20 protein-coding genes are annotated in these 20398 nt (G+C 60.6%); 3 read left to right on the top strand and 17 right to left on the bottom strand.

The genetic code is table 11. The features are described 5' to 3' along the window. Positions 1 to 46: 46 nt before the first annotated feature. Positions 47 to 805: a M48 family metallopeptidase gene (locus IM267_RS08125; RefSeq protein WP_193033157.1), complete on the top strand. Its 759-nt coding sequence runs from the start codon at positions 47 to 49 to the stop codon at positions 803 to 805. A 48-nt stretch (positions 806 to 853) separates the two neighbouring features. On the opposite strand, the gene IM267_RS08120 is transcribed toward IM267_RS08125, so the two are convergent. From IM267_RS08120 to IM267_RS08055, 14 genes are all read right to left on the bottom strand, one after another. Then, entirely contained in the window at positions 854 to 2494 is a 1641-nt protein-coding gene (locus IM267_RS08120) for a thiamine pyrophosphate-binding protein (protein ID WP_193033156.1), read from the bottom strand. A gap of 13 nt (positions 2495 to 2507) precedes the next feature. Further along, a complete protein-coding gene (locus IM267_RS08115; RefSeq protein ID WP_193033155.1) occupies positions 2508 to 3977 on the bottom strand; it encodes an aldehyde dehydrogenase in 1470 nt (489 codons plus the stop codon). A gap of 9 nt (positions 3978 to 3986) precedes the next feature. Continuing rightward, positions 3987 to 4757 (bottom strand): aspartate dehydrogenase, encoded by a 771-nt coding sequence (locus tag IM267_RS08110; RefSeq protein ID WP_193033154.1) that lies wholly within the window; start codon positions 4755 to 4757, stop codon positions 3987 to 3989. Between the two features lie 9 nt (positions 4758 to 4766). Beyond that, entirely contained in the window at positions 4767 to 5561 is a 795-nt protein-coding gene (locus IM267_RS08105; protein ID WP_193033153.1) for an SDR family oxidoreductase, read from the bottom strand. Continuing rightward, positions 5545 to 6315 carry an alpha/beta fold hydrolase gene (locus tag IM267_RS08100; RefSeq protein ID WP_193033152.1) on the bottom strand — a complete coding sequence of 257 codons (771 nt, stop codon included), beginning with the start codon at positions 6313 to 6315 and terminating at the stop codon, positions 5545 to 5547. The genes IM267_RS08105 and IM267_RS08100 overlap by 17 nt, the downstream gene beginning before the upstream one ends. A gap of 9 nt (positions 6316 to 6324) precedes the next feature. Beyond that, positions 6325 to 6855, bottom strand: coding sequence for a cupin domain-containing protein (locus IM267_RS08095; RefSeq protein WP_017382915.1), 531 nt, complete (start codon positions 6853 to 6855; stop codon positions 6325 to 6327). Positions 6856 to 6865: 10 nt separating this feature from the next. Continuing rightward, entirely contained in the window at positions 6866 to 8122 is a 1257-nt protein-coding gene (locus IM267_RS08090; protein WP_131636369.1) for an MFS transporter, read from the bottom strand. Between the two features lie 25 nt (positions 8123 to 8147). Then, entirely contained in the window at positions 8148 to 9335 is a 1188-nt protein-coding gene (locus IM267_RS08085) for an NAD(P)/FAD-dependent oxidoreductase (RefSeq protein WP_193033151.1), read from the bottom strand. Continuing rightward, positions 9332 to 10258 (bottom strand): VOC family protein, encoded by a 927-nt coding sequence (locus tag IM267_RS08080; RefSeq protein WP_060572201.1) that lies wholly within the window; start codon positions 10256 to 10258, stop codon positions 9332 to 9334. The genes IM267_RS08085 and IM267_RS08080 overlap by 4 nt, the downstream gene beginning before the upstream one ends. Before the next feature lie 78 nt (positions 10259 to 10336). Then, positions 10337 to 11125: an IclR family transcriptional regulator gene (locus IM267_RS08075; protein WP_041908334.1), complete on the bottom strand. Its 789-nt coding sequence runs from the start codon at positions 11123 to 11125 to the stop codon at positions 10337 to 10339. Between the two features lie 12 nt (positions 11126 to 11137). Continuing rightward, positions 11138 to 11887, bottom strand: coding sequence for an SDR family oxidoreductase (locus tag IM267_RS08070; protein ID WP_193033150.1), 750 nt, complete (start codon positions 11885 to 11887; stop codon positions 11138 to 11140). After that, positions 11887 to 12909: an aromatic ring-hydroxylating dioxygenase subunit alpha gene (locus IM267_RS08065; RefSeq protein WP_107533711.1), complete on the bottom strand. Its 1023-nt coding sequence runs from the start codon at positions 12907 to 12909 to the stop codon at positions 11887 to 11889. Before IM267_RS08065 ends, IM267_RS08070 begins: the two co-directional genes overlap by 1 nt. 10 nt (positions 12910 to 12919) lie before the next feature. Then, positions 12920 to 13228: a recombinase-like helix-turn-helix domain-containing protein gene (locus tag IM267_RS08060; RefSeq protein ID WP_028014353.1), complete on the bottom strand. Its 309-nt coding sequence runs from the start codon at positions 13226 to 13228 to the stop codon at positions 12920 to 12922. After that, entirely contained in the window at positions 13225 to 13548 is a 324-nt protein-coding gene (locus tag IM267_RS08055) for a non-heme iron oxygenase ferredoxin subunit (protein ID WP_003860044.1), read from the bottom strand. Before IM267_RS08055 ends, IM267_RS08060 begins: the two co-directional genes overlap by 4 nt. A gap of 415 nt (positions 13549 to 13963) precedes the next feature. On the opposite strand from IM267_RS08055, the gene IM267_RS08050 reads away from it, so the two are divergent. After that, the gene (locus tag IM267_RS08050) at positions 13964 to 15175 is read left to right on the top strand and encodes an MFS transporter (protein ID WP_193033149.1); all 1212 of its coding nucleotides are present in this window, start codon (positions 13964 to 13966) and stop codon (positions 15173 to 15175) included. Positions 15176 to 15178: 3 nt separating this feature from the next. On the opposite strand, the gene speB is transcribed toward IM267_RS08050, so the two are convergent. The 3 genes from speB to yqgB all read right to left on the bottom strand — a co-directional run bounded on the left by speB (position 15179) and on the right by yqgB (position 18501). Then, positions 15179 to 16099: an agmatinase gene (speB, locus tag IM267_RS08045; protein ID WP_193033148.1), complete on the bottom strand. Its 921-nt coding sequence runs from the start codon at positions 16097 to 16099 to the stop codon at positions 15179 to 15181. A 285-nt stretch (positions 16100 to 16384) separates the two neighbouring features. Next, entirely contained in the window at positions 16385 to 18361 is a 1977-nt protein-coding gene (gene speA, locus IM267_RS08040) for a biosynthetic arginine decarboxylase (protein ID WP_022649348.1), read from the bottom strand. 8 nt (positions 18362 to 18369) lie between these two features. Further along, positions 18370 to 18501, bottom strand: coding sequence for an acid stress response protein YqgB (yqgB, locus tag IM267_RS08035; protein WP_193033147.1), 132 nt, complete (start codon positions 18499 to 18501; stop codon positions 18370 to 18372). A 660-nt stretch (positions 18502 to 19161) separates the two neighbouring features. Between yqgB and metK the strand changes: the two genes are divergently transcribed. Next, complete coding sequence (gene metK / locus IM267_RS08025; protein WP_003860037.1) at positions 19162 to 20316, top strand: methionine adenosyltransferase; 1155 nt, start codon at positions 19162 to 19164, stop codon at positions 20314 to 20316. The last annotated feature ends 82 nt before the right edge of the window (positions 20317 to 20398 follow it).

Below are 20398 nucleotides of genomic sequence, written 5' to 3'. Positions count from 1 at the left end.
GCATTTTTCAGAATTAATTCAGATTAACGAGTACGGAAGCGACATCATGAAAATGCGTGCAACTGGGCTGGCTGTGGGAACAACGCTCCTGCTAAGCGGCTGTCAGAATATGGATTCTAACGGCCTGATGACCTCAGGCGCAGAAGCTTTTCAGGCCTACTCTCTGAGCGATGCGCAGGTCAAAGCGCTGAGCGACGAGGCATGTAAGGATATGGATGGAAAAGCTACGCTTGCCCCGGCAAACAGCACCTACACGCAGCGTCTGAACAAGATTGCTTCCGCGCTGGGCGACAACATTAATGGCCAGCCGGTGAACTATAAGGTGTACATGGCGAAAGACGTGAACGCCTTCGCGATGGCCAACGGCTGTATCCGCGTTTACAGCGGCCTGATGGATATGATGACCGACAACGAAGTGGAAGCGGTGATCGGCCATGAAATGGGCCACGTAGCCCTGGGTCACGTGAAGAAAGGGATGCAGGTTGCGCTGGGCACCAACGCCGTGCGCGCCGCGGCAGCCTCAGCGGGCGGTATTGTCGGCAGCCTGTCCCAGTCGCAGCTTGGCGACGTGGGCGAGAAACTGGTGAACTCCCAGTTCTCCCAGCGTCAGGAGTCTGAAGCGGATGACTACTCTTACGATCTGTTGCGCAAACGCGGCATCAATCCATCGGGCTTAGCCACCAGCTTCGAGAAACTGGCGAAGCTGGAAGAAGGCCGTCAGAGCTCCATGTTTGACGACCACCCGGCCTCCGTTGAACGCGCGCAGCATATCCGCGACCGCATGGCGGCTGACGGTATTAAATAACGGCACATCTGCCCGGTGCGCGCCGCGCCGCCGGGCAACAAGACCAAATCAGTACAGCGTTTTCTGCGGCGGCCCGGCAAACTTCAGGGCGCCTATCTGCCCCATCCGCACTTCCACCACCGACGGCCCCGGCATGGCCAGCGCCTCCGTCATGACCGCATCAAAGTCCTCGGCCCGCTCAACGCTCCAGGCCTGTAAGCCAATCGCCTGCGCCAGCAGGGTAAAGTCCGGGGTGTGCAATTCGTTGTAATACTGTCGCCCGCCGAAATACTTATCCTGAATGCCGCGCATGACGCCGTAGCCCCCGTCGTTCATGATCAGCAGCGTCACGTTGGCTTTCTCCTGCGCCAGCGTCGCCAGCTCGCCTAAATTCAGGCTCAGGCCGCCGTCGCCCACCAGCCCCACCACCTTACGCTGCGGGTTGGCAATGGCGGTACCGATAGCCATCGGTAGCCCCATACCAATCGCCCCGGCCAGAGAGTGAATGTTCATCAGCGGGCCGTTAGCCCTGAACAGGCGGCTGCCCCACAGGCTGCCGGACACGGTGATATCGCGCACCAGCAGGCCGTCCTTCGGCAGGGCTTTTTCTATGGCGTCGTTGAGCTTCGCATAGGCGCCGCACTGCTCGCGCAGGCCCTGTTCAGCCTGCAATACCGCCTGCTGCACCTGCCCGTCCCACTGGGCGTTGCCCCACTCGCGGCCCTGCGCTTTATCGGCCAGGGCACCAAGCAGCGCTGAACAGTCGGCTATCAGCGTGTTATCCATCAGATAGTTACGGCTCGCCGCAGCCGGATCAATATCAATCTGCACCCGCGGAGACGGCAACTCCAGCGTCCAGGAGCGGGTTTCGTTGCTGCGCAGGCGAGAACCGGCCACCAGCGTAAAATCACACTGCGCAATCAGCGCCTCTACCGATGGCGAGTTGTGGAACGCGCGCAGGCTGGCACGATGGCTGTCCGGCAGCACGCCGCGCGCGTGGGTGCTGGAGATCACCGTCACGCCCGCCTCCGCCAGTTTTTTCACCGCGTCAGCGCTTCCCAGCGCCCCGCCGCCCAGCCACAGCAGCGGCTGTTTAGCCTGCTTAAGCTGCGCCCACAGCGAATCGACAGCGCTCGCATCTACGCTCACACCCGGAGCCGGTTTCACCGGTGCGGTCACCAGAGACAGAGGAATTTTAGCCCCCTGAATATCAATCGGGATCTCCACTGATACCGGCCCGCACGGCGGCGTCTGCGCCTCCTGAATCGCTTTATGCAGGATCGCTATCGCCTGGCTGGCATTGCTGATGCGGTACGCCCGCTTTGAACTGGCCTTCAGGAAGGTCAGTTGGTCGCGAGTCTCGTGGATAAACCCGGTGTCGGCGTCCAGCCAGGCCTTCTCAACCTGTCCGGTTAAATGCAGCAGCGGCGTGCAGGCGTTCATCGCCTCCACCAGCGCGCCTACCGCGTTCCCCGCCCCCGCGCCGGTGCTGGTCAGCGCCACGCCGAGGCCGGAAAACCGCCCGTGGGCGTCGGCCATGGTGACGGAACCCGCTTCGCCGCGCGCGGGCACAAAGCGTATTTTGCCCCGCTGCCCTACCGCATCCGCGATCGGCAGGTTGTGAATGGAGATGACGCCGTAGATGGCCTCAACCTGATACTGCTCCAGCGTTCTGGCGATGGCGTCGCCGACGGTTATCATTTCGCTCATTGCTCACCCTTTCTCAGTCGCACCAGTGGTTGACGCTGTTACCCGTCGCCAGATAAATGCTCTTTTGCTGCATCCAGGCTTTCAGCCCCTGAATGCCCTTTTCGCGGCCCAGACCGCTCTCTTTAAAGCCCCCGAACGGGGTCGAAATCGCAAAAACTTTGTAGGTGTTGATCCACACCGTACCGGCCTCCAGCTGCTCGCTGAGGCGTAGCGCCCGCCCGATGTCGCGGGTCCAGATCCCTGCCGCCAGGCCGTAGACCGAGTCGTTCGCCTCGCGGATCAACGCCGCTTCATCGCCAAACGGTATCGCCACCAGCACCGGGCCGAAAATCTCCTCCTGGCAGGCGCGGGCGCCGTTCGTCAGCCCTTCAATAATGGTTGGCAGGAAGAAGCTGCCGTTTGCCAGCGCCGGATCTGCCGGGATCTCGCCGCCGCACAGCACCCGGCCCCCTTCGCGCTTCGCCAGCTCGACGTACTCAAGAACGCCCTGACGATGCTTGTCGTTGATCAGCGGTCCTACATGGATGCCGTCAGTGAACGGATGCCCCACGCGCAGGCCGCGCGTGAGCTCCAGCAGCCGCGCCATCAGCGGCGCGTACAGGCTTTCGTGGATAAACAGCCGGGACCCGGCGATGCACGCCTGCCCCGCCGAGCTAAAAATGCCGTAGCAGATCCCGCGCGCGGCCTGCTCAACGTCGGCATCCTCCAGCACAATGGTCGGGGATTTACCGCCCAGCTCCAGCGACGCCGGGATCAGCTTTTCCGCCGCCACGTGCGCCAGATGGCGGCCCGTATTGGTGCCGCCGGTAAAGGAAATTTTTCGCACGCGAGGATGGCGCGCCAGCGCGTCGCCAATCACCGAGCCTTTACCCGGCAGCACGCTCAGCAGCCCGGCGGGCAGCCCGGCCTGTTCAAAAATGCGCGCCAGCTCGAGCGCCATCAGCGGCGTGGCTTCGGCAGGCTTGAGGACCACCGCGTTTCCGGCGGCGATGGCCGGGGCGACCTTCTGCATCTCGCTGGCAATGGGAGAGTTCCACGGCGTGATGGCCGCCACCACGCCGAGCGGCTCATAGCGGCTTAGCGTCAGCAGATCCGGCTGGCGCGGCGTGGGCAGTTCCCCTTCCAGCAGCTCGCAGGCGGCGGCGAAGTAGCGGGCTGTTCCCGCCGCGCTCATCACCAGCCCGCGCGCCTCCGCCAGCGGCTTGCCGTTATCCCGGCTCTGCATCTGCGCCAGCTCGTCAGCGCGGGACTCAATCAGATCCGCCACCTTGTGCAGGATCTTCGCCCGCACGTGCGGCAGGCTGTTGCGCCATGCGGGATCGCGCCACGCGCGCTCGCCGGCCTCGATCGCGTCGTGCAGATCGTCAAGGTTGGCCGCGTTTAGCGTCGCATTGAGCGCCCCGTCTGCCGGGAAGTGGCTCTGCATCGGGTTACCGCCGCCGCGTCGCCACTGGCCGCCGATAAAAATCTTCAGATCGTCCATCGTCACTCCTCAGCTCAGGGCCAGCTCGCGGCAGGCGCGCACCGCGCTGAGTGCCGCCAGGGTGGAGGTTTTAGGGTTAGACGCCAGCGGCAGCCCGCTCAGCTCCAGATGGAATTCGCCAAACAGCCCTTCTACGTGCAGCGTGTGGGTGTTACGTTTCGTTGTCGGGTCAACCATCAGCTGTACGCGGGTTTCATCCATCCCGACGCCGCCGAGCGCCACGGTCGCCGCCACGTTGGCGTTCGCCGGGAACAGGCGCGCCGCCTCGCGGGCGCTGCCTTCAAAAAAGACCTGCGCCTCTCTGACTGCGTTGAGATCGATAAGCTGCTCGGCGTAGCTGCCGCGCCAGCTGGTCGGGCTTTTGCGCGACTGATAGGTGACGCGCTCAAGCCCGCCCTCCTTCGCCGCCGCCAGCCCGTCAATGCCGGCAACCGCCCCGGAAAGCAGGGTCAGTTTTCCGCCCGCCGCGAGCAGGCGCTGCTCCAGCGTGCTGTCCGCCAGCGCGCCGGTGGAAATGACCGCCAGATGCCAGCCGCGACGCAGAATTGCTTCGCCATACTGGGCCACCGCCTGCTGGCTGGCGCACTCCAGCACCAGATCGGGCGTTTGCGCGCACGCCATCGGCGAGGTCAGCGCCTCTACCGCATCGCCAAACTGGTCGCGAATGGCGGCATGGTGAGATTCTCGCGCCACGATCCAGCCGATAGCCACGCCGGCGGGCAGACGCTCAATCACCGCCTGCGCCATGGCGCCATAACCAATTAACATTACCTTTTTCATGATGCGTCCTTACAGATGGCGGCAAAAGCCGCCGGAAACGTCCAGCGCCGCGCCGGTGGTAAACGAAGCCAGCGGCGAGGCGAGGAACAGCAGCGCCTGCGCGGGCTCCTGTGGCTTGCCGAGGCGCGCCATCGGAATGCCGCGCCTGCGCGCAATCTCCGCCGTCCACTCCGGCCAGCTCTGGCTTTTGTCCGCCCGGCTTTCGAAGCGGCGCTGCCACTGGCCGGACTCGACCATGCCGAGCAGTATGGAATTGACGCGAATCCCTTTGCCCACCAGCTCCTTCGAGAGCGTCAGCGTCATGTTCAGCAGCGCGGCGCGAGCTGCCGACGTGGCGATCATGTGCTCTTCCGGCTGAAGCGCCAGCAGGGAGTTCACGCAGGTGATGGAAGCGATGTCGGACCGTTCCAGCAGGGTCTGAAACGCCTGCACCGGATTAATGACGCCAAACAGTTTAAGTTCGGCTTCGTGCAACCACGCCTCGCGCGGGGTGTCATTGAAGTGCGCCACGTAGCCCTGACCGGCGTTGTTGATCAGCATATCCGCCGCGCCAAAGCGCGCCTGTACCGCCTCCGCAAAAACCTGCACCTCGTCGGCGTTCAGCACGTCGCAGCGGTAAGAGAAAATCTCCCCGTCGGGATAGTCGTTTTGCAGCGTCGCATGGGCGCTGGCGAGCCGGTCCGGGTCGCGGCCACAGAAGGCGACTTTCGCCCCTTCGCCCAGCAGCAAGCGCAGCGTTTCAAAGCCAATGCCGGACGAACCGCCGGTAACGACCGCTACGCGGCCGTCAATGTGTGCATTCATCGCGCACCTCTTCGTTAATGCGTAAAAGCTGTTGGTTAAAAAACGCGTCGTTATCGAGATAGCTCGCGTGTCCGGCCTGCGGAATGGCGGTAAACGGCATGCCGTAGCGCAGCGCCAGCCCCTGCACCAGCTCGGGCTGCGTTATCGCGTCCTGCTCGCCGCACCAGACTTCAAATTGACCGGCGTAACGCTTAAGCCAGCCGTGAATGTCGTCGTGCGCCAGCATCCACGCGGCGGCAAGGTAGCCTTCCGGTCGCAGCCTGCGCATGCCCGCCGCGACGGTGGCGATATCTTCCGCGCGCGCGCCGGGGCGCAGCAGCGTCGCGGCGCGGGTCTGGGCGAGGATGTCGCCGCCGAGCGCCATCTGCTGCTCGCGATTACGCCAGACCTGCTCCCGCTGCGCCGGCGCGGCATTGCCGTAGCCCTGCGCGGCGTCCGCCAGCACCAGATGAATGACGCGTTCAGGGAACTTCGCCGCAAAGGCGCTGGCCACCAGTGCGCCCAGGGAATGGCCCACCAGCACCGCCTGCCAGACACCGGCGCGATCGAGCATCGCCGCCAGCGCGTCGGCGTAATCCCCCGCGTTCGCACGCTCAACCGCCAGCATCGGGCTTTCGCCGTAACCGGGCATGTCCCACGCCAGCACGCGAAAACCGTTCAGCGCCATCTGCTTGTGCCAGGACGCAGCGCCAGAGCTGATCCCGTGCAGCAGCATCAGCGGAATGCCGCTTCCCTGTTCACGAAAACCCGTCATGGCGCCCCCTTAGTTCCGCTTCACTTTTGAGAGCGGATGGTCGGAGGGGTAGGTCGGGATTTCCGGTTTGTTGGTTCCCAGCATGACGCACATCAGCGCCTCTTCTTCCCCGTGGTTAAACAGGCCGCGATAGATACCCGGCGGGACGGAGATCAGGTCACGCTCGCGCAGCACGGTTTCGGTGTAGTTGTCGCCGTCCTGGATCATCAGCGTGATCTGCCCTTTGAGCATGAAGAACACCTCCTCCACGTCATCGTGCAGGTGCAGCGGCCCTTCGCACTTCGACGGCAGCACCATGGTGGAGAAGGTAAAATGGTCCGCCTGCACGGTATTGGTGTCGTTCGCCACGCCGGTTGCGCCGGTGCCGATGTAGCGCATCTGCGCCCGGCGGTATTTCGGGTCAAAATCGGCCTGGAACTTCAGCGCGTTCCAGTCGTATTTACGGCCTTCGAAGCGCGCGATGCGCGACTCGACCCACTCTTCCATCGTCAGGTGGTCAGGTTTGATGCCTGTTTTATTGGTTACGGTTGAATCAGTCATGACACTCTCCTCAGTAACGTCTCAGCAGCGGCAGTAACAGGACGCAGCCCACCGCCGCCATCACCGCCAGAAAAATCAGCCCGGAATCCATGCTGTGGGTGAAGGCGATAAGCGCGCCCATCACCGCCGGCGACAGCGCGCCCGCAAAGTTTCCCAGCCCGTTGAAGATGCCGCCCGCCGTGGCGCTCACCCGGGGATGGGTGGCCTTCGCCAGCAGGGCGAAAATGTTGGGGGCGCCGGTGCCCCACATAAAGGTGCTGAAGCTCATCGCCGCGATGATGGCAAGCGGGGTATCAAGGTGCATCACCGCCGTCAGCCCGACGGCCGCCCCCGCCATCGAGATAAAGCAGGCCGCCGCGCGCTTATCGACCCGGTCAGAGAGCCACGCGCCAATCACCTCTCCCGCCAGCATGGCGATGAACGGCATCGACGACAGCCAGCCCGCGTGCTCCAGGTGGATGCCTTTGCCCTTGATTAAGTAGCCAGGCAGCCAGCCATTGATGCCCCACAGGTAGGTCAGGAACGCGATGTTGAAGATGCAGATGATCCAGAAGTGCGGGCTGACAAACAGCTCGCGCCGCGCCGCGCGCCGCTCGTCCTGAGACGCCTGCGAGGTGCCGGGTTTTGCTTCCAGACGGATCCCACGCAGGCCGATGCGCACAAAGATAAGCACCGGCACGGTCAGCATTGCCATGACAAAGAAGGTGCTCTGCCAGCCGAAGGTGTTCAGCAGCCAGAGGGAGAGCGGGAAGCCAATCGCCGCGCCGACTGGCGTGCCCAGCAGCCACAGCATGGTGGCGCGCGCCTGTAAATGCTGCGGGAAGTTGTGGCGCACGATGGCGAAGGCCAGCGGGAACAGCGGCCCTTCCGCCACGCCCAGCAGGATGCGCAGAACGATCATCAGCGTGTAGTTATGGGTAAAGCCCATCGCCACCATCAGCACGCACCAGATCGCCATCATCCCAGTGAGCAGGCGCAGCGGCGCGATTTTGTCGCCTAACCCGCTCAAAAATACCGACGAAAAGCCGTAGCTCAGCAGGAAGGCGCTCATCAGAATGCCGAGGCGCGTGGTGTCAAAATCGATGCCCATCGCCTGCTGGAAATGGGTGTCGGAAAAGAGCGCCGCGATGCTGATTTTGTCGAAAAACGCCAGCAGCACGCAGGCCAGCAGCGACAGCGGGATGGCCCAGCGCACCGCTTTTTCAGGCGTGCGGGTTCCCTCACCGCTCGCCTCGACGGGCGCGGTGTTGGTCTCTAATGTGGTCATGTCTCCCCCTACGGGTGCGGGTTAGCTATCGCAGTGACATCAGTGAAAAAGTCGGGTCGGCGAGCGGTACGTCCGACAGGTCCCGTCCCGCCGCCATCCAGCGCTTCGCCAGCTTGACGGTGCGCGCATCGTTGAACGCCACCAGCTGCGTCAGCCGCCCGCGTTCATCCAGCGAGAAGAACAGCGCGTCTTCACGCACCCGCGTTTTGCCTCCCGGCTGCGGAATGCCGAGGATCTGAATATTGTGCTGGTATTGATCCGACCATAGCCACGGCGCGTCGTCGTAGCCTGGCGCATTGGGGTTAAGCATGGCTTTCGCCGTCGCCACCGCCTGATTCTGCGCGAAGGCCCAGGACTGGATGCACAGGCCGTAGTGATGGTGCTGCGCCACGTCGCCTGCGGCAAAGATGAACGGATCGGACGTGCGCCCCTGGGCGTCCACCACGATCCCCCGCTCGGTGCGAAGTCCCGCATCGCGCGCCAGCTCCAGATTGAGATCGACGCCGATCCCCACCACTACCGCATCAAAGGTTTCACGCTGGCCGTCGCAGTGGATGACCGGCAGGCCGTTATCGTCCTCCAGCTCCAGCGCGCCGCAGCCGGTACGGATCTCCACCCCCTGCTCACGGTGGATAGCCTCTAAGCGCTGCGACACCTCGCCGCTCACCGAGCGCATGCACAGCGCGGGCTGCTGCTCGAACAGCGTGACCGCCACGCCGCTTTTGCGCGCGGAAGCGGCAATCTCCAGGCCGATCCAGCCGCCGCCAACAATCGCCAGTTTTTTACTTTCTGCCAGACGCGCTTTCAGGCGCTGCGCGTCCTGCCAGTGGCGCAGGGTGTAGACCTGCGGGTGCGCCGCCCACGCCTGCGAAGGCAGGCGCGCCCGCCCGCCGGTGGCCATTAAAAGGATGTTGTAACTAAGGCGTTCGCCGTTGCTCAAACGCACGGATTTCGCTTCACGATCGACTGATTCAGCACGCAGCGGGCGGTACCAGGTCAGGTTCAGCGCCTGCTGTGCTGCTTCGCTAAACAGCCGCGGGAGCGCTGCGTCCGGCTCCAGCAGAGACGCTTTCGACAGCGGCGGACGTTCGTAGAAATCCCACTCCTCTTCCGCCACCACGCAGATCTCGCCGTCGAAGCCCTCGTCGCGCAAGGTTTTCGCCGCCCATCCGCCCGCCTGACCGCCGCCGATAATGACAATGCGCGACGTCATACCGCCTCCGGCTTTTTCTGCTGGCGGCGCGTGTCGTGGTCAATCCCGCCTTCTACCGCCCATTCGGTAAAGGAGACCAGGGAGTGCTCCAGCTCGCGCGGCTGCCAGTTTTCCGTCAGATAGTCGTCGTTGGTGTAATACTCAAACGCGCCGCCGGTCGGGCTATTGACGTACCAGAAGTACGCCGACGACACCGGATGGCGGCCCGGCCCGATAAAGGTGCTCCATTCATTTTTATTCATCGCGATACCGCCGCCGATCACCTCGTGGATGTCGCGCACGGTGAAGGCCACGTGGTTGAGGCCGCGCTTACGGTTCGGCAGTTGCAGCAGGAACAGGTTGTGATGGCCGCCGCGCGCTCCGCAGCGCAGGAACACGGCGCGGTTGATGTAGCGGTCCGAAACCTGGAAGCCGAGCACCTCGCGGTAGAATTTTTCCACCGCCGCCAGTTCCTCCACGAAGAACACCACGTGCCCGACGTTGATCGGCTGGGCACGCTCATAAACCGGGCTCGGCGTGTCGATGCGGCGGGCGTCGCCCCACTGGTTAATCGGCTCAACGTTCAGCTCCACGTCAGTCTGCTGGCTGACCTGCACGCGCAGGGTCATGCCGTTGGGATCGAGACATTCCAGCGCGTCGCCCACTTCGCGAAAGCCGGGCTGCTGCGCAAGCTTCGGGCGCAGCGCGTCGAGATCGGACTGTGCGGCCACCGCCCAGGTCATGCGGCGCAGGGTGTTGCCCGCTTCAAACGCCGGCGGCAGGTCGGGGCTGTCGATGGGGTTCAGCTCCACGCGCGCGCCGCTCAGGGTGGTAAAACGCTGGCCGCTGGCATCGCCCGTCAGGCCAAAATCACGCATAAATTTGGCGCAGTGCGTCAGGTCTTCCACGCCAAATTCCAGCTTTTCAATTCCGGTTACACTCATCGTTCGTTGCCTCATCTGGCCCAAAATGGGCGTAAAACATGCCCGACGCAGTCAAGCGCCTGACGTTAACTCACTGATTTAGCTGGCCTGTGACAAATATCCTAAGAAGCCAGAAATTTTATCCGCCGCGAGGCGAACCTCGTTTTGCAGCCGCTCGCGGTCGGTCTGCGGGATCTCCTCCGACGGCACAAGAATGCTGACCACCGCCGCCACGCGTCCGCTTCGGTCATACACCGGGTAGACGATGGAGGAGATGCCGTGGCGGAAGAAGGATTCGCCGATGACATACCCGCGGGCTTTGTCCTGCTGCACCATCTGCCACAGGGCCTCGCGGTCGTGAAGCTGCCCCGGCGTGTTGCCCGGCAGGCGCTCGTGCGGGAACAACTGTTCGAAATCGGCGCGGGAAATATCGGTCAGCAGCATGCGGCCCAGCGAGGTGCAGTGCACCGGCAGGCGGGTGCCAATGCTGACCTGGTTGATGCGCGACCCGGCGGCGCTGACGCGGGCGATGTAGATAATGTCGCGCCCGTCGCGGATCGCCAGATGGCTGCTGCACTGGCTCACGTCGCGCAGTTGCTCGATCACCGGCTGGCCGACCTGCGCCACGTCCAGCGAGGCAATGTACTCAAAGCCGAGACGCAGCACGTTCATGCCCAGCGAAAAGGTATTGGTGCGCGCGTTCCGCTCCAGAAAGCCCATGTACTCCAGCGTCTGCACCACGCGATAGGCGGTCGCCTTCGGCATATCCACCAGCCGGTGCAGCTCGGCAAAGGTCAGATCGCGATGCTGCTCACCAAAAGCCAACAGCAGCTGTAAACCGCGCTCCAGCCCCGGCACCAGATACTTCACTTCCTGATCGTTTGCCATAATCGCTACACCTTAGTTAAAGACAAAACCGCCGTTGACCGGGATCAGCTGCCCGGTGATAAACCGCGACAGATCGCTTAACAGCCAGACCACGCTGCCGGTGACGTCTTCCGGCTGCTGCGCGCCGGTTAACGCGCGGCCATTCTCGTAGAGCTGATGGCGCTCGGCCGGAACATATTCGGTCGCCTCGACGCGGGTTAACCCCGGCGCGATGGCATTAATGCGTATACGCTTTTCGCCCAGTTCGCGCGCCATTGAGCGGGTCATCGCAATCACGGCGCCCTTGCTGGCGACGTAGGCCATCAGGCGCGGCGCGCCCCACAGCGCGGTGTCGGACGCAACGTTCACGATGCCCGCGCCCTCGCGCATCAGCGGCACCGCGGCGCGCGTCACCAGCCAGGTGCCTTTGACGTTAACGTTCATCACCCGATCCCAGAGATCCGGATCGTAATCGAGCATATTTTTGCCGCCGACGCCCGTCGCCATCGCCGCGTTGTTCACCAGGCCATCAATCTGACCCTGCTCGCCAATCGCGCTGAACACCTGCTCAATGGACTGCGGATCGGCCAGATCGATAACGTGCGGTTCGATCGCATAGCCCCGCTCGCTCAGGGCGTGGGCGCTCTCGGCCAGCTCGCCCTTGAGGATGTCGCACATCACCACCGCCGCGCCCTGCTCCGCACAGGCTTTGGCAAAGTGAAAGCCCAGCCCGCGCGCGGCGCCGGTTATGACGATGCGCTTGCCGCTCAGCAGCCCGTTCATCAGGCGGCTCCCTGCTGTTCTTCGCGCATCGCCAGCTGCTCTTTGGCGGCCTTTTGCATCATGCGGCGCAGGCGCGAGAGGCCGACGTCGTGCTGATACAGGTATTCATGGTCGCGGGCGTTTGGCGCCAGGCTTTCCAGCACCACGCGGTCCTGCTCCAGCACTTCCCAGTGCAGTTTTTCCAGACGGTTGCGGTACATGAAGCGCCACATGTCGCGCTGCCAGCCCTGCACCCGGCGAATGCGCCAGAAGAAGACGCGGCAGTTGTCGTTATCTTCCGGCACCACCATGCCGACGATAAAGAAGTGGCCGCCCGGCCCGAAGCGCTTCTTGTACGGAATGGAGAGGCGCATCCAGCAGGTGCCGCTGTTGCCCAGCTCTACCCAGTCAAAGTTGACGCCGCTCTGCCCTTTCTTCTCGAAAATAAAGCCGGTTTTGGTCGGCTGGAGCACCATGTCGGCCTTGCGATCCCCTTCCGCCATCGAGTGCGATGAGGAGTGCAGATAGGTGCCGTGCATCGGGTCCATCACGTTTTCCAGCGCGTACTGGTAATTGCATTTCCACGCGGCGGTGCAGAGGAAGTTGCTGAAGTTGTCCGTATCGGCGAGCTCGTCCGGGAAGGTCAGCTCGTCCGGCTGCTGGTCTGCGGTGACGCCAAACCACAGGAAGATGGCGCCGTGCGCCTCCTGCACGTTGTAGCTGCGCACGCACTGCTGGCCGACCAGCGGGCATTTGTCCACGGCGGGCACGTCTTTCACCTCGCCGTTGCCCGCGACCTCCACGCCGTGATACCAGCAGGCAATGCGGTCGCCCAGGTTCCAGCCCATCGACAGGCGTGCGCCGCGGTGCGGACAGCGGTCCTCCAGCGCCTGCACCTGGCCGTCTTTGTTGCGCCAGACCACAATCTGTTCGCCCAGGCGGGTAATGCCCACCGGCGCAGACTGCACCTCCCAGCTCGCCAGCACCGGATACCAGAGGCCGCGCAGACCTTTATCGAGATAGTGTTGTACGGTAGTCGTCATCGCGTTGCCCTCAGTAGCCGTTAACCTGTAAGAATGCCTGGAAGCTGGCCTCGCTCCACGGCTCGCCCTGCTGATCGTGCATGCGCACCGCGTTCAGCCCGTTCACCAGCTCCGGTAAGGTTTCAACTCCCTGCTCGAAGAGATCTTCCAGCGTGGCGATGAGGTTCACTTCCCAGCTTTCCGGCTCGCGGCTGCGGGTCTGCCAGATCAGGTTCTGGTAATCACCCGGCTTATGGATCGCACCGTTACCGCCCTCAGCCGGTGGGGCAAACTGACGGCTTTCCGGCAGCGCCGGGTTGTAATTCAGGGTGTCGCTCATGCCACGGTCTCCTCGACGAAGGTAATCTGAATCTGGTTTTCAAAAACCCGAACCGGGTAGCGGTTAAGGTTGCGTCCGCCGGGGCCGTGCAGGCACTGGCCGGTTTTAACGTCGAAGACCGCCTCGTGCAGCGGGCATTCCACTTTGCCGTCTTCCACGAAGCCCTGGCTCAGCAGGGCATAGGCGTGGGGGCATACGTCTTCCAGCGCGTAATATTCACCGTCAATCAAATACACGCCGATCTCTTTACCGTCGACGTTGCCGCTAAAAGGGAAATCTTCCTGTACTTGTTCTGCGTCACATACGCCTATCCAGCTCATCACGATCCTCCAGGCTTTTGTTTCATATATGAAACTCTGTTTCTTATTTAATACGGTCAATATAAAAGCGATGAATGTTTCGTCAAGCCGCAATGTGACGAATTTGTTAATCAAACGGTAATTAATTAACTAAGTGTGCAAAGGATCACGAAAAAATGCAGCGATATGAAATTTTCATTATTGCGGCGTGAAAGAATACGATTTATCGATGGCCTGAAATTTTAATAAACAGTGATTGACTTCTTTTCTTTTTGTTCCTTAAAAATAAAAGAAGGGAAAATTATGGTGTTTCACCTGTGAAACTTAATTTTATTTTTCCATTAATAAACAATGAGTTTCACAGGTGAATCATTTTACCCCTGTGACAATCACGCGCATAAAAAATAGAAATAAGCGAAAACATAAGGCAGGCGTTATGACGGCAAGATGGCAAGGCACAGTGGCATTGTTATTACTCATTATTATTTCCTACGTCGACCGGGTAAATATTTCTGTCATGATTTTAAACCCGGAATTTGCCCAACATTTTCAGCTAAATGAAAACAGAATGTTACAGGGAATGCTGATGACCTGTTTTCTGCTGGGTTATGGATTTTCGGCTTTATTATTAACGCCGGTTATTGAAAGTAAACTCCATTATCGACAGGGATTATTGAGCAGCATAGCGATTTGGGCAGCGGTATGCGCCATTTCCCCACTGCTCGGATCGCTGATGGGAATGCTCATCGCGCGCACGATCCTGGGGATCGCTGAGGGGCCGCTCTTTTCGCTGAAAACGCGCTTCATCAGCGATCACTTTAGCGCGCAGGAGATCGGCAAACCCAACGCCGTGACCGCGCTGGGGGTCTCGCTCGGGCTGGCCGTGGGCTTTCCGCTGGTAACGTGGCTGATGGCGCATCTCGGCTGGGCCGGGTCGTTTTATGCCCTGGCGGTACTGAACCTGGTGCTGGGCGGCGGCCTTGTCTGGCGCTTCCTGCCCGCGCCGCGGGGTTCGGAGCAGATCAAAAAATCGGGCTTCGCAGAGACGTTTTCGCTTGCCTGGCAGACGCCGCTGCTCGGGTGGATCCTGCTGGTGGAGATTGCCACCCTGAGCTATCTCTGGGGGAGCAGCGCCTGGCTGCCCGCGTGGCTGCGCGATGAGCATCATTTCTCGCTGCACGCCACGGGCATGCTTGCGGCCATTCCCTTCCTGCTGAGCCTGGGCTCGAAGTTCCTCGGCGGGGTGCTGCTCGACAAAATGCGCCCTGAACAGGCGCCGGTGCTGTTTGTGGTGGGCGGCGCGCTGACGGCGCTGTCCGTGGTCGCGCTGATGCTCAGCCATCAGCCTGCCTGGCTGGCGCTGTTTATGCTCTCGGCGAATGTATTCTGGGGGCTACAGGGGGCGGCTATTCCGGCGGTGATCCAGCATCACGCCGCGCGGGAAGCGGTGGGCAGCGCTTACGGCATTATCAATGGGATCGGCAATATCTGCGCGGCGTTTATTCCGCTGCTGATGGGGATGGTGATGAGGTCGGTGGGGTCGGTCAGCTCAGGCTTTTCGGTGCTGGTCGTCTCGCAGGCAATCACCCTGCTTGCCGGGGGAATGTTGCTGCTGCGCATGCGTCGCGCAGCAGCAATCAGCGCGTAAGGCTTATTCGCCTTTTTTCGCCGCCTGGATGTAGAGCATTTCCAGCGCCAGGGTCGCCGCGGCAAGCGCGGTGATCTCGGACTGGTCATAGGCTGGCGCCACTTCAACCACGTCCATCCCAACGATGTTCAGATCCTTCAGGCCACGCACCAGCTTGATGGCGCGGTCTGACGTCAGGCCGCCAATCACTGGCGTGCCGGTACCCGGTGCAAACGCCGGATCCAGGCAGTCGATGTCAAAGGTCAGATACACGGGCATATCACCGACGATCTGCTTAACCTGAGCCAGAATATCGTCCACGCCGCGATCGTTCACCTGGCCGGCGTCCAGCACGGTGAAGCCGTTATCTTTGTCGAACTCGGTACGGATGCCGATCTGCACGGAGTGGTTCGGATCGATCAGGCCTTCTTTCGGCGCGGTGTAGAACATGGTGCCGTGGTCGAACTCGCAGCCGTTCGCGTAGGTGTCGGTATGCGCATCGAAGTGCACCAGCGCCATTTTACCGAAGTGCTTCGCATGGGCGCGCAGCAGCGGCAGAGTAACGAAGTGATCACCGCCGAAGGAGAGCATGCGCTTACCGGCCGCCAGCAGCTTCTCTGCGTGCGCCTGCAATTTTTCGCTCATTTCGCGCGCGTCGCCGAAGGCGTACACCAGGTCACCGCAGTCCACCACGTTCAGGCGCTCGCGCATGTCGAAGTTCCACGGGAAGCGGTTGTGCTCCCAGGCCAGGTTGGTGGAAACCTGACGGATTGCCGCCGGGCCGTGACGTCCACCCGCACGACCGGAGGTTGCCATGTCGAACGGTACGCCGGTGATCACCCAGTCAACGTCGCTGTCGTACGGCTGGAAGTTCATTGGAAGGCGTAAAAAACCAAACGCGTTAGATACCAGAGAGTTATCGTACTGATGACCTAAAGTGCTCATGTCCAGACCTCTTTTAACGTCGATACATTAAAAACAGATGAAAAAAAATCCCCTCCGCGTCGTTAAACCCGACGAGGAAGGGATTGATTCGTAAATCGCATATTGGGGCGAATTATCGCCGTTAATTCATACGGGTTCAAGTGAGTATAGCATTCTGTCGGATGGCGGCTGCTCCTTATCCGGCCTACATTCGTAGGCCCGGTAAGCGCAGCGCACCGGGCATTGGCGGCACAGCAGCCTGATGCCCTCACCCCACCCCTCTCCCACACGGAGAGGGCGTTTTACCTACTCGTCTTCCAGGTAGGTGTACCCGTACAGACCCGCTTCAAACTCTTCCAGGAACTGCTGCTGCAAGGCATCGTCCAGACCGGTGTTTTTCACCTGATCGCGGAACTGGGTGAGCAGTTTTTTCGGATCCAGCTGCACGTATTCGAGCATGTCCGCCACGGTGTCCCCTTCGTCGGACAGCTCAACCTCGACGCTGCCGTCAGGGAAGACAAACACGTCAACCGCTTCGGTATCGCCGAACAGGTTGTGCATGTTGCCGAGGATCTCCTGATACGCACCCACCATAAAGAAGCCCAGCATTGGCGGGTTCTCCGGATCGTACTCCGGCATTGGCATCGTCGTTGCAATACCGTCACCGTCCACGTAGTGGTCAATCGCGCCGTCAGAGTCACAGGTGATGTCCAGCAGCACCGCGCGACGTTCCGGGGCGTGGTTCAGGCCTTCAAGCGGCAGAACCGGGAACAGCTGGTCGATACCCCAGGCATCCGGCATCGACTGGAACAGGGAGAAGTTGACGTACATTTTGTCCGCCATACGCTCCTGCAACTCGTCGATAATCGGACGATGCGCGCGGTTGCTCGGGTCGAGCTGTTTCTGCACTTCATGGCACATGTTCAGATAGAGCTGCTCGGCCCAGGCGCGCTCTTGCAGGCTAAAGGTGCCTGACGAGTAGCCGACGTGAATATCGTGCAGGTCCATCTGGCTGTCGTGCAGCCATTCGCGCAGGGAGCGACGCGTGCCCGGCTCGTGCATCTCCTGCCAGGTTTCCCACATGCTTTGCAGGGAACGTGGGGCATCGTCTGCCGGAGGCGTGGCTTCGGTGATTTCGCTACGCTCGACGCCGATGATGTTAGACACCAGCACCGTATGGTGCGCGGTAACCGCGCGGCCAGATTCGGTGATCACCGTCGGGTGCGGCAGGCCGTGCTCTTCGCAGGCATCGCCAATCGCCCAGATGATGTTGTTGGCGTATTCGTTCAGGCCGTAGTTGACCGAGCAGTCAGACTGGGAGCGGGTCCCTTCGTAGTCCACGCCCAGGCCGCCGCCCACATCAAAGCACTGGATGTTCACGCCAAGCTTATGCAGCTCAACGTAAAAACGCGCGGATTCACGCACGCCGGTGGCGATGTCGCGGATATTGGCCATCTGCGAGCCGAGGTGGAAGTGCAGCAGCTGAATGCTGTCCAGTCGACCGCGCTCGCGCAGAATCTCCACCAGCTGTAGCACCTGGTTCGCCGCGAGGCCGAACTTGGATTTTTCACCGCCGGAAGACTGCCATTTACCGGAACCCTGCGACGCCAGTCGCGCACGCACGCCAAGGCGCGGGATCACGTTCAGACGCTCGGCCTCTTCCAGCACGATCGCGATTTCGGTCATCTTCTCGATCACCAGATAGACCTTGTGGCCCATCTTCTCGCCAATCAGCGCCAGACGGATGTATTCGCGGTCTTTATAGCCGTTACAGACGATCACCGACCGGGTCATGCCCGCGTGCGCCAGAACGGCCATCAGCTCCGCTTTGGAACCGGCTTCCAGGCCCAGCGGCTCGCCGGAGTGGATCAGGGACTCAATCACGCGGCGGTGCTGGTTTACCTTGATCGGGTAAACGAGGAAATAGTCGCCGTTATAACCATACGATTCGCGCGCGCGTTTGAACGCGGCGTTAATAGAACGCAGGCGATGTTGCAGGATCTGCGGGAAGCAGAACAGTGCAGGCAAGCGCTGGCCCTGCGCTTCACGGGCTTTCACCAGCTTAGCGAGATCCACGCGCGCTTCAGGGACGTCCGGATCCGGGCAGACGCTGATGTGGCCCAGTTCGTTAACGTCGTAGTAGTTATTGCCCCACCAGGCAATATTGTAAGTGCGCAGCATCTTGCTGGCTTCCTGGGAGCTCATCGCAACCTCCTGCATAGAACGTAGTACACCCTGTTCGCCTGCTGACGAAGGCGAAAGCGAAGACATGTCGTCAGACATAGCGAACCTCAACTCTTTGTAATAAGTGTAAAACAGTTGACTACTATCGCAGCGTTATACGGCGATAACAACCCATTAACGGCTCCATTTCCCAGCAGAGTATGCTGAAATCCAGACCGTGCGACCGGTTTCTTATTCATATCATTGTAAAACACGTATCCGAACTCTGTATGACAAGGTTCGGCGAAACCACGAGAAAACTCCTGTATTAACAAGAGCGCCCTTGTTCAGTTTTCACAAAGCGTAACCGGCTCTGGAATCCTGAGAAGCACCGAGATGGGTATAACATCGGCAGGTGTTTAAACCAGAAGTGCGGGTGGGAATCACATGCGCGCCAGAACGGCTGCGCTGAATGAGCGGAAAACGATGGTTCATTATCTCGTATCACCTCCACGGCCGCCTCTGCTGAAACGGACCACAAGCCAAAGCTAAAAGTTCACTGCTTAACCCGGCTGGAAGTGGCGACACGATGTGTTCATCGAGCGCTGATTTTATATGAGCCGCGCGCCGCGTTTTATACCGAGAAGGTGGCTAAAAAGCAAAATAAAAATGTGCAGGTTGCCAGCGCCGTCAGGAAAAATTTCCAGCTATGTTTTCAACGCAGTGAGAGGTGAGTCAAAAAAAACTGGAAATCGGGCGAAGAAGTGACCTAAAATAGCCATCCAGATGTTAATCCATCCATACCGATTAACACTCAGACTGCCAGTGTCAAAATCCTGTAGGCCTTGGTAGAATTATCTCCTTTGGCTATTCCACACAGCAGCTTGAGCTAACCAAATTCCTCTTAGGTGAAATAAAACATGGCAAAACACCTGTTTACGTCCGAGTCCGTATCAGAAGGACATCCTGATAAAATTGCTGACCAAATCTCCGATGCGGTGCTGGATGCGATCCTCGCGCAGGATCCAAAGGCGCGCGTAGCGTGTGAAACCTATGTCAAAACCGGCATGGTTCTGGTTGGCGGTGAGATCACCACCAGCGCATGGGTTGATATCGAAGAGATCACCCGTAACACGGTACGTGAGATCGGCTATGTGCATTCTGATATGGGCTTTGATGCCAACTCCTGCGCCGTACTGAGCGCGATTGGCAAACAGTCTCCGGACATCAACCAGGGCGTTGACCGTGCCGATCCGCTGGAACAGGGCGCGGGCGACCAGGGCCTGATGTTCGGCTATGCGACCAACGAAACCGACGTGCTGATGCCGGCCCCTGTGACTTACGCACACCGTCTGGTGCAGCGTCAGGCTGAAGTGCGTAAAAACGGCACTCTGCCGTGGCTGCGTCCGGATGCGAAAAGCCAGGTGACCTTCCAGTACGACGACGGGAAAATCGTCGGTATCGATGCCGTGGTTCTCTCCACGCAGCATGCTGAAGAGATTGATCAGAAATCGCTGCAAGAAGCGGTGATGGAAGAGATCATCAAGCCGGTTCTGCCGACTGAGTGGCTGAGCTCTGCGACCAAATTCTTCATCAACCCAACCGGACGCTTTGTTATCGGCGGGCCTATGGGTGACTGCGGTCTGACCGGTCGTAAAATCATCGTTGATACCTACGGCGGCATGGCGCGTCACGGTGGCGGTGCATTCTCCGGTAAAGATCCGTCTAAAGTTGACCGTTCTGCCGCGTACGCTGCGCGTTATGTGGCGAAAAACATCGTTGCTGCCGGCCTGGCTGACCGCTGTGAGATTCAGGTTTCCTACGCTATCGGCGTGGCTGAGCCAACCTCCATCATGGTGGAAACCTTCGGTACTGAAAAAGTGCCTTCAGAACAGCTGACACTGCTGGTGCGCGAGTTCTTCGACCTGCGCCCATACGGCCTGATTCAGATGCTGGATCTGCTGCACCCAATCTACCAGGAAACTGCCGCGTACGGTCACTTTGGTCGCGAACATTTCCCATGGGAAAAAACCGACAAAGCCGCTCTGCTGCGTGACGCTGCCGGTCTGAAGTAATCGACTGACAGCAGCTAAAACAGGCCAGCCTTTGTGCTGGCTTTTTTTATGCCGGGTGGCGGCTGCGCCTTACCCGACCTAC

Source organism: Enterobacter cloacae complex sp. P15RS (genome assembly GCF_014895905.1).
Classification (GTDB): Bacteria; Pseudomonadota; Gammaproteobacteria; order Enterobacterales; family Enterobacteriaceae; genus Enterobacter; species Enterobacter quasihormaechei.
Note: the sequence above shows the minus strand (reverse complement) of the source record. Positions and strands in the feature narration are given on the sequence as shown.

What these genes read in the sequence shown, in the direction of transcription:
- metK (WP_003860037.1), top strand. Translation starts at nt 19,162, where the DNA reads ATGGCAAAACACCTGTTTACGTCCGAGTCCGTATCAGAAGGACATCCT.
- IM267_RS08100 (WP_193033152.1), bottom strand. Translation starts at nt 6,315, where the DNA reads ATGACGGGTTTTCGTGAACAGGGAAGCGGCATTCCGCTGATGCTGCTG.
- yqgB (WP_193033147.1), bottom strand. Translation starts at nt 18,501, where the DNA reads ATGAATAAGAAACCGGTCGCACGGTCTGGATTTCAGCATACTCTGCTG.
- IM267_RS08125 (WP_193033157.1), top strand. Translation starts at nt 47, where the DNA reads ATGAAAATGCGTGCAACTGGGCTGGCTGTGGGAACAACGCTCCTGCTA.
- IM267_RS08085 (WP_193033151.1), bottom strand. Translation starts at nt 9,335, where the DNA reads ATGACGTCGCGCATTGTCATTATCGGCGGCGGTCAGGCGGGCGGATGG.
- speA (WP_022649348.1), bottom strand. Translation starts at nt 18,361, where the DNA reads ATGTCTGACGACATGTCTTCGCTTTCGCCTTCGTCAGCAGGCGAACAG.
- IM267_RS08080 (WP_060572201.1), bottom strand. Translation starts at nt 10,258, where the DNA reads ATGAGTGTAACCGGAATTGAAAAGCTGGAATTTGGCGTGGAAGACCTG.
- IM267_RS08055 (WP_003860044.1), bottom strand. Translation starts at nt 13,548, where the DNA reads ATGAGCTGGATAGGCGTATGTGACGCAGAACAAGTACAGGAAGATTTC.
- IM267_RS08060 (WP_028014353.1), bottom strand. Translation starts at nt 13,228, where the DNA reads ATGAGCGACACCCTGAATTACAACCCGGCGCTGCCGGAAAGCCGTCAG.
- IM267_RS08065 (WP_107533711.1), bottom strand. Translation starts at nt 12,909, where the DNA reads ATGACGACTACCGTACAACACTATCTCGATAAAGGTCTGCGCGGCCTC.
- IM267_RS08090 (WP_131636369.1), bottom strand. Translation starts at nt 8,122, where the DNA reads ATGACCACATTAGAGACCAACACCGCGCCCGTCGAGGCGAGCGGTGAG.
- IM267_RS08120 (WP_193033156.1), bottom strand. Translation starts at nt 2,494, where the DNA reads ATGAGCGAAATGATAACCGTCGGCGACGCCATCGCCAGAACGCTGGAG.
- IM267_RS08075 (WP_041908334.1), bottom strand. Translation starts at nt 11,125, where the DNA reads ATGGCAAACGATCAGGAAGTGAAGTATCTGGTGCCGGGGCTGGAGCGC.
- IM267_RS08070 (WP_193033150.1), bottom strand. Translation starts at nt 11,887, where the DNA reads ATGAACGGGCTGCTGAGCGGCAAGCGCATCGTCATAACCGGCGCCGCG.
- IM267_RS08115 (WP_193033155.1), bottom strand. Translation starts at nt 3,977, where the DNA reads ATGGACGATCTGAAGATTTTTATCGGCGGCCAGTGGCGACGCGGCGGC.
- IM267_RS08110 (WP_193033154.1), bottom strand. Translation starts at nt 4,757, where the DNA reads ATGAAAAAGGTAATGTTAATTGGTTATGGCGCCATGGCGCAGGCGGTG.
- IM267_RS08095 (WP_017382915.1), bottom strand. Translation starts at nt 6,855, where the DNA reads ATGACTGATTCAACCGTAACCAATAAAACAGGCATCAAACCTGACCAC.
- IM267_RS08050 (WP_193033149.1), top strand. Translation starts at nt 13,964, where the DNA reads ATGACGGCAAGATGGCAAGGCACAGTGGCATTGTTATTACTCATTATT.
- speB (WP_193033148.1), bottom strand. Translation starts at nt 16,099, where the DNA reads ATGAGCACTTTAGGTCATCAGTACGATAACTCTCTGGTATCTAACGCG.
- IM267_RS08105 (WP_193033153.1), bottom strand. Translation starts at nt 5,561, where the DNA reads ATGAATGCACACATTGACGGCCGCGTAGCGGTCGTTACCGGCGGTTCG.